Consider the following 7,665-nt stretch of genomic DNA (forward strand, 5'->3'; position numbering starts at 1 on the left):
CCCTCTCAGCGTGGTTCCTCCGGAGGTAACCTCCCGACGCGCCCGGCCTTCCGGTCCGAAGGGCCGGTCCTTCGTGCCCGGCCACGCGCTGGCTCCCCGACCGCTGCGCGGCCCGGGCTGCGGCGAGCGGCGGCGCGCCGTGCGCGGCCGGCCTGCCGGCCTTCCGGTCCGAAGGGCCGGTCCTTCGTGCCCGGCCACGCGCTGGCTCCCCGACCGCTGCGCGGCCCGGGCTGCGGCGAGCGGCGGCGCGCCGTGCGCGGCCGGCAGGCCGACCTGGTAGGGCGGACACTCGGGTTGCCGGGTTTAGTCCCTGTCCTGCCGGTCTTGCCGGGCCCGCGACGCCATACACGGCACCTCGCTGCGTTACCGAATCGCGCGAGTACGGCCAAGTATGAGCTGTGATCCGGCGCCTTGCGATGCACCGCGTCTGACGCCGCGGGCTGATCCGACAAGATCGACAGGACAGGACCTAGGCGTCGGGGGTGCCGGTCCTTCGGACTGGTAGGCCGGCAGGCCGGTCCGGTTCCCAGGTGAGGAGGCGGACCTTGGCGACCGTGCGGACGTGGCGGCGCATCGCCGCGGCGGCCGCCTTCGGGTGGGCGGACTCGATCGCTTCGAGGATCGCCCGGTGCTGGGCCAACGAGCGTGCGGGGCGGCCCGGTTGACGTAGGGACTCGGTGCGGCTCTCCGCGATCTGCTCCGCGATGGACCGCATGAACTCGGCCAGCAGCCCGCTGTGCGCCGCCGCCGTGACCGCCTCGTGGAAGCGGCGGTCGCCCTCCACGCCGTCCCCGCCGGCGCCGATCTCCTCGGACATGTGGTCGAGCGCCGCCCGCAGCGCCGCCAGGTCCTCGGCCGTGCGCCGCTCGGCGGCCAGCTCGGCCAGCTTGGTCTCCAGCGCCTCCCGCGCCTCGAGCACGTCCGGCAGCCGGCGCCGCCGCTCGACGAGGCGCTCCACCGGCTCGGCGTCCAGGCTGTCGCGCCGCAGGTAGGTGCCGCCGCCGTGTCTGACCTCGACCAGGCCCTGCACCTCGAGCACGACGATCGCCTGCTTGACCGACGCCCGGCTCACCCCGAGGCGCTGCGCGAGGTCGCGCTCAGCCGGCAGCCGGTCGCCGGCCCGCAGGCCGGCCTCGCCGACGTAGCTCCGCAGCCGGTCGACGACCTGCTCGTACAGACGCGGCCTCGACATCGGCCGTAGTGCCTCGGACATCGCTGCCCCTCCCACCTGCTGCTCGCAGGGTAGCGCACCGCCGAGAGGAGCCGAGAGGACGAGTGGCTGAACCAATTTCGCCAGGGGCCTTGACGGTGCATTCCGGCCGCTCCACTGTGGTTCAGCCACTCGGCCAATGGCGGCCGCAGCTGAAGGGGAGGAGCCCCCGTTGTCCCCCGAACTCATCTCCATCCTCGTCCTGGTGGTGGTCTTCGTGATCGCCACCACCCGCTCGATCAACATGGGCGTGCTCTCCTTCGCCGCCGCCTTCGGCGTCGGGGAACTGGTCGCCGACCTCGACTCGGACGGCATCTTCGCCGGGTTCCCGGGCGACCTGTTCGTGGTGCTGGTCGGCGTGACCTACCTGTTCGCCATCGCCCGCGCCAACGGCACCACGGACTGGGTGGTGCACGCCGCGATCCGCCTCGTCCGCGGCCGGATATCGCTGATCCCCTGGGTGATGTTCGCGATCACCGCGATCCTCACCGGCATCGGCGCGCTCTCCCCGGCCGCCGTCGCGATCGTCGCGCCCATCGCGCTCAGCTTCGCCGCCCGCTACGGCATCAGCCCGCTGCTGATGGGCGCCATGGTGGTGCACGGCGCCCAGGGCGGCGGCTTCTCGCCGATCAGCATCTACGGCACCATCGTCAACGGCATCGTCGACCGCGAGGGGCTGCCCGGCAGCGAACTCGGCCTGTTCTTCGCCAGCCTGGTCGTGAACGTCCTCATCGCCGGCGTCGTCTTCGTCCTCTTCGGCGGCCTGAAACTCACCGGCGCGGCCACGGCCGACGACGAGCGCGACCGGGAGGCCGCCCGCCTCGACCCGGCCAAGGCGGCCACCCTGCTCGCGCTGGTGGCCCTGGTCGTCGCCGTGCTGGTCTTCGAACTCGACGCCGGCCTCTCCGCGATCACCCTCGCCGTGCTGCTCAACGTGGCCTGGCCGGCGGTCGGCCGGCAGGCCGTGACCCAGATCGCCTGGCCCACCGTGCTGCTGATCTGCGGCGTGCTCACCTACGTCGGTGTGCTGGAGGCGATGGGCACCATCGAGTACGCCGGCAACGCGGTCAGCGACATCGGCGTCCCGCTGCTCGCCGCCGTGCTGATCTGCTACATCGGCGCCATCGTCTCGGCCTTCGCCTCGTCCGTCGGCATCATGGGCGCGCTGATCCCGCTGGCCGTGCCGTTCCTGCTACAGGGCGAGATCGGGGCGGTCGGCATGATCGCCGCGCTCGCCGTCTCGGCCACCGTGGTGGACGTCAGCCCCTTCTCCACCAACGGCGCGCTGGTGCTCGCCGCCGCGCCCGACGTCGACCGCGACCGCTTCTTCCGCCAGCTGATGGTCTACGGCGGCGTCATCGTGGCCGCCGTGCCGCCCGCCGTCTGGCTGGCCCTCGTCGCGACCCCCGAACTCGTCTGACAACCCCGGAGAACCGGAGAAGGAGCCACCGCATGCCGCCGCTGTTCCCCGCCCTGGCCGCCGGCCCCGACCGCCCGGCGCTGCGCTTCGGCACGGGCCCCGACCTCACCTACGCCCGCCTCGCCGGCGCCGCCGGCGCGCTGGCCGCCGAGCTCGCGGGGCGGCGGCGGACCGCCGTCTGGGCCACGCCGACCGCCGAGACCGCGGTGGGCGTGGTCGCGGCGCTGCTCGCCGGCGTCGAGGCCGTGCCGCTCAACCCAAGGAGCGGCGAGCGCGAGCTGGCGCACATCGTCGCCGACTGCGCGCCGGAGCTCGTGCTGGCCGCGCCCGACGTCGAGCTACCGGCGCCGCTCGCCGCGTTGCCGCACCGCGCCGTCCACCTGACGGCGCCGCCCGTGGCGCCGCCGGCCGAGCCGACCGACGACGAGGCGCCCGCGCTGATCGTCTACACCTCGGGCACCACGGGACCGCCCAAGGGCGCCGTGTTGCCGCGCCGCGCGGTGGCCGCCACCCTGGACGGCCTCGCCGAAGCCTGGCGCTGGACCGAGGCCGACGTGTTGGTGCACGCCCTGCCGCTGTTCCACGTGCACGGCCTGATCCTCGGCGTGCTCGGCCCGCTGCGCCGTGGCGGCGCCCTGCGGCACCTCGGCCGCTTCACCACCGACGGCGTGGCGCGTGAGCTGGCGGCCGGCGGCACCGTGCTGTTCGGGGTGCCGACCATGTACCACCGGATCGCGGAGGCCTTGGCGGCCGGCGACGAGCCGCTGGCCAAGGCGCTGGCCGGGGCGCGGCTGCTGGTCTCGGGCTCCGCGGCGCTGCCGCTGCCCGACCACCGGCGGATCGAGGCGGCCGCCGGCCGGCCGGTGATCGAGCGCTACGGCATGACCGAGACGCTGATCACCACGGCCGTGCCGGTCGGTGGGCCGCCGCGCACCGGCACGGTCGGCCTGCCGCTGCGCGGCATGGAGCTGCGGCTCGTGGACGAGTCGGGCGCCGAGCTCGGCGCGTGGGACGGCGAGACCGTCGGCGAGATCCAGCTACGCGGGCCGAGCCTGTTCACCGGCTATCTGGGCAGGCCCGACGCCACGGCCGCCGCGTTCGCGCCCGGCGGCTGGTTCCGCACCGGCGACCTGGCGGCCAGGGAGCCGGACGGCGCGGTGCGGATCGTGGGCCGGCGGGCCACCGACCTGATCAAGAGCGGCGGCTACAAGATCGGTGCCGGCGAGGTCGAGAACGCGCTCCTCGACCACCCGGGGGTGCGGGAGGCGGCCGTCACCGGCGAGCCGGACCCCGACCTCGGGGAGCGGATCGTCGCCTGGGTGGTGCCGGTCGACCCGGCGGCCCCGCCGGCCGCCGACGCGCTCGCCGAGCACGTGGCACGCGAACTGTCCCCGCACAAACGACCGCGTACCGTGCGGTTCATGGACAGCCTGCCGCGCAACGAGATGGGCAAGATCATGAAGCGCGCCCTCGGGTCCCATGAGTGAGCGGCTGACGGCCAGGGCCGCGCTGGCGGCCGTCGCGGACACCTTCGACGAACTGCCCGAGCCGGAAGGGCCGCCGGCGCCGCCCGATGGACCGCTCGGCTGGCCCGGCTACGACGAGGCCAGGGCGCGGGCGACCGCCGCCACCGGCGAGACCGAGTCGGTGGTCTGCGGGATCGCCAGGATCGGCGGCCGGGAGGCGGTGGCCGTCTCCTTCGAGTTCGGCTTCCTCGGCGGCTCGCTCGGCCAACGCACCGGCGACCGGCTCGCGGCCGCGCACGCGGCGGCCAGGGGACGGCGGTTGCCGGTCGTCTCGTTGATCGCCACCGGCGGCAGCCGGATGCAGGAGGGCATGCGGGCGCTGTCCCAACTCCAGCGGGTGGCCCACGAGTCGGCGCTCACCAGGGCGGCCGGGCTGCCGCAGCTCGCGGTGGCGAGGGACCCGACCACGGGCGGCGGCTGGGCGACGCTCGGCGCCGGCGCCGACGTCATCCTCGGGCTGCCAGGCGCGCAGATCGGCTTCGCCGGTTCCCGGGTGCGGCCGGCGGGCGCCGACCCGGCGGCGTACACGGCCGAGGCGCAGCTGGCCGCCGGCCACCTCGACGCGATCGTCGAACCCGAGGAACTAGCCGCCACGCTCGGCCGCTACCTGACCCTTCTCACCTCTCCCTCGGCGGAGCCGGCCGATCCCCCCGCGGCGCTCGGCGCCGGCGCACCGCCCGAGACCGGCTGGGCAGCCGTCCTGGGCGCGCGCGCTGCGACGCGCCCGCGCGCGCCGCAGTACCTGGACGCGTACTTCGAGACGCGCGCCCCCATCAGCGGGGACCGCTGCGGCGGCGTGGACGCCGGCCTGCTGGCCGGCTTCGGCCGCCGGGCCGGCCGGACCATCGCCTACGCGGCCCAGTGCGGCACGAGGACCACGCCGGCCGGTTACCGCACCGCGGCCCGCCTGGTCCGCTTGGCCGGCCGGCTCGGCATCCCCGTCCTGACCCTGATCGACACGCCGGGCGCGGCCAACGACGCGGCGGCCGAACGGGCCGGCGCCGGCCCGGCCATCGCCGACCTCTTCGCGGCCGTGGCGACCTCCCCGGTGCCGGTGACCTCTTTGCTGATCGGCGAGGGCGGCTCCGGCGGAGCGTTGGCGCTGGCCGCGCCGGGCAACACGTGGGCCACGCCCGACAGCTACTTCGCCGTCATCAACCCCGAGTCGGCGGCCGCCATCCTCAAACGCGGTCCGGCCGCCGCCGAACCCACCGCGAACGAACTCCGCCTCCGCCCCCAGGACCTCATCACCCTCGGTGTGCTCCGCGGCATCACGTGACATGCGGGGCGGCTGCGCCGCGCCCTTGGCGTCCCGGCCCGGCCCGGCCCGACCGCGGGCGCGGCACGTATGAGCCGGTGTGGCGCTGGCGCTGCCCAGTTGGGTGTCGCGGGCACGCTGCGTTCTGCTCGCGGAGTGGGCTCGGGTGCCCCGCGCCGCGCTGCGGCTGTTCCGCGTGGCGGGCGTGGGCGCCGTCGCTGGCGGGTGGCTGAGCGCCACGAGCGCATCGCGCCGTCGCGCGGCTCGGCGAGGCGGGCTTCCCACGCGGCGCCGGTGGTGCCGGGCTGGGTGTTCGCGGGCGCGCCGCGGTTGGCTCGCGGGAAGGGTGCGTGCGGCTGCGCGCCGCGCTTTCCGCGCGGCGCCGGGGCCGGTCCAGGGCGCGCCGTGATCGCGGTCCGCGGCGTCGTGCTGGCGGGCGTGCGCGCCGCAGGCGCTGCGCGCCGCGCCGCGGCCGTCCGGCGCGCGGCGTTGGGGCCGGTCCGGTGGTGCTGCGGGCGGCGTGCGGCCGACCCGCTGTGGCCGGCAGGCACCCACCAGGCGGCAGTTCCGCGTGCCCTGCGACCGGCGACGCCGCGGCTGAGCGCCGCAGGCATGTCGCGGGCGGGTCCGCGCCTGGGCGGGTCGCCGTGTGGCTGAGCGCGCCGCAGGCGCGTCGCCCCGGGCCCGTCCCGCTCGGTACGGGGATGAGCCCGGGGCACCGCGCATGTCGCGTTGGCCGTCCGGCGCGCAGCGCCGGTGCGGCGCAACGCCGCGGCTTGGCGCCGCAGGCGGGTCGCTTGGCCCCGCCGGCGAGGCGCCGGCACCGGAACCCCTCACCGGTGCCGGACGCCCCACCAGGCCCTGTGGGCCGGTGTGGCAATCAGACCATGGCTTGTGAATCCAGTCAACAGGCGAATCGTCGGTCGGTCTGGCGCAACGAAAAACTCGATGTGGACCCCGAGCCTCGGTAAGGTCAGGGAAACGGCAGGGGACCGATGGGAGGCCGACAGGTGGGGGAGAACAACGAGGTCACCGCCGCGGGGATCGCGAGACTGGCCGGCGTCGGGCGCGCCGCCGTGAGCAACTGGCGGCGCCGGTACGAGGACTTCCCGCGCCCGGTCGGCGGCAGCGAGAGCAGTCCCACCTTCTCGCTCCGCGAGGTCGAGCGCTGGCTGCGCGACCAGGGGAAGCTCGCCGAGGTCCCGGTCAGGGAGCGGCTGTGGCAGCTCGTCGAGTCGGACCGGGAGGGCCCGGCCGACGCGCTCGGCCGGGCCGGCGAGCAGCTGCTGGCGCGCGGCGCGACCGCCCCGTCCGAGGGCGAGCCGTTCGCCACCGCCACCGCCACGCTCGCCGCCGAGCTCGGCCCGGCAGGCGCCTACGAGTTCCTGCTCGGCCGCCACCTCGACGCCGCCGCCCGCCAACTCACTCTCACCCCGCCCGAGACCGCCGCCCTGATGGCGGCCATCGCCGGCCCGGCGGACTCCGTGCTCGACCCGGCCTGCGGCCCCTGCACCCTGCTGGCCGCAGCCCGCGCCCACGCCGACGGCAGCTGGCCCGTCGAGCTCTACGGCCAGGAGACCGACCACGCGCTCGCCCGCCTCGGCGGCCTGCGCCTCGCCCTGCGCGGCACCGCCACCGTCCACATCAGGGCCGGCGACAGCCTGCTCGCCGACGCCTTCCCCCGGCTCTCCGTCGACGCCGTGCTGTGCCACCCGCCGTTCAACGAGCGCCACTGGGGCCACGACGAGCTCACCTACGACCCCCGCTGGGAGTACGGCCTGCCGGCCCGCGCCGAGTCCGAGCTCGCCTGGGTGCAGCACGCCCTGGCCAAGCTCAGGCCCGGCGGCACCGCCGTGCTGCTGATGCCGCCCGCCGCCGCCTCGCGCCGCACCGGGCGGCGGGTCCGCGCGACCCTGCTGCGCCGCGGCGCGCTCCGCGCCGTGATCGCGCTGCCGGCCGGCGCGGCCCCGCCGCACGCCCTGCCGCTCCACCTGTGGGTGCTGCGCAGGCCAGGCGCCGAGCCCGGCGCCGTCCAGAACCCGCGGCTGCTCGTCGTCGACACCGCCACCGCGCACCGCGCCCAGGGCCGCGCGGGACTGGACTGGCCGGCGCTGCGTCACACCGTCCTCGACGCCTGGCACGACTTCGACCGCTCGGGCGACCTCCCCGAGCGCCCCGGCGTGCACCGCGCGCTGCCCGTCATCGACCTGCTGGACGACGAGGTCGACCTGGCCCCCGCCCGCCACCTGCC

5 protein-coding genes are annotated in these 7,665 nt (G+C 76.2%); 4 read left to right on the plus strand and 1 reads right to left on the minus strand.

Annotated elements, in window-relative coordinates; all coding sequences use genetic code 11:
• Nucleotides 1–469 precede the first annotated feature (469 nt).
• On the minus strand, nt 470–1,213 hold the full coding sequence (locus E1265_RS30030) for a FadR/GntR family transcriptional regulator (protein ID WP_132934136.1): 744 nt from the start codon (nt 1,211–1,213) through the stop codon (nt 470–472).
• Nucleotides 1,214–1,382: 169 nt separating this feature from the next.
• On the opposite strand from E1265_RS30030, the gene E1265_RS30035 reads away from it, so the two are divergent.
• From E1265_RS30035 to E1265_RS30050, 4 genes are all read left to right on the plus strand, one after another.
• Nucleotides 1,383–2,630 carry an SLC13 family permease gene (locus E1265_RS30035; RefSeq protein ID WP_132934137.1) on the plus strand — a complete coding sequence of 416 codons (1,248 nt, stop codon included), beginning with the start codon at nt 1,383–1,385 and terminating at the stop codon, nt 2,628–2,630.
• A gap of 32 nt (nt 2,631–2,662) precedes the next feature.
• Nucleotides 2,663–4,117 carry an acyl-CoA synthetase gene (locus tag E1265_RS30040; RefSeq protein WP_132934138.1) on the plus strand — a complete coding sequence of 485 codons (1,455 nt, stop codon included), beginning with the start codon at nt 2,663–2,665 and terminating at the stop codon, nt 4,115–4,117.
• The gene (locus E1265_RS30045) at nt 4,110–5,435 is read left to right on the plus strand and encodes a carboxyl transferase domain-containing protein (protein WP_132934139.1); all 1,326 of its coding nucleotides are present in this window, start codon (nt 4,110–4,112) and stop codon (nt 5,433–5,435) included. Before E1265_RS30040 ends, E1265_RS30045 begins: the two co-directional genes overlap by 8 nt.
• A gap of 989 nt (nt 5,436–6,424) precedes the next feature.
• The coding region (locus E1265_RS30050) for an N-6 DNA methylase (protein ID WP_243741213.1) at nt 6,425–7,665 on the plus strand (1,241 nt) is incomplete at its 3' end.

Source organism: Streptomyces sp. 8K308 (assembly GCF_004348315.1).
Classification (GTDB): domain Bacteria; phylum Actinomycetota; class Actinomycetes; order Streptomycetales; family Streptomycetaceae; genus Streptomyces.

Coding starts and splice junctions, on each gene's coding strand:
- E1265_RS30030 (WP_132934136.1), bottom strand. CDS start 1,213: ATGTCCGAGGCACTACGGCCGATGTCGAGGCCGCGTCTGTACGAGCAG.
- E1265_RS30040 (WP_132934138.1), top strand. CDS start 2,663: ATGCCGCCGCTGTTCCCCGCCCTGGCCGCCGGCCCCGACCGCCCGGCG.
- E1265_RS30045 (WP_132934139.1), top strand. CDS start 4,110: ATGAGTGAGCGGCTGACGGCCAGGGCCGCGCTGGCGGCCGTCGCGGAC.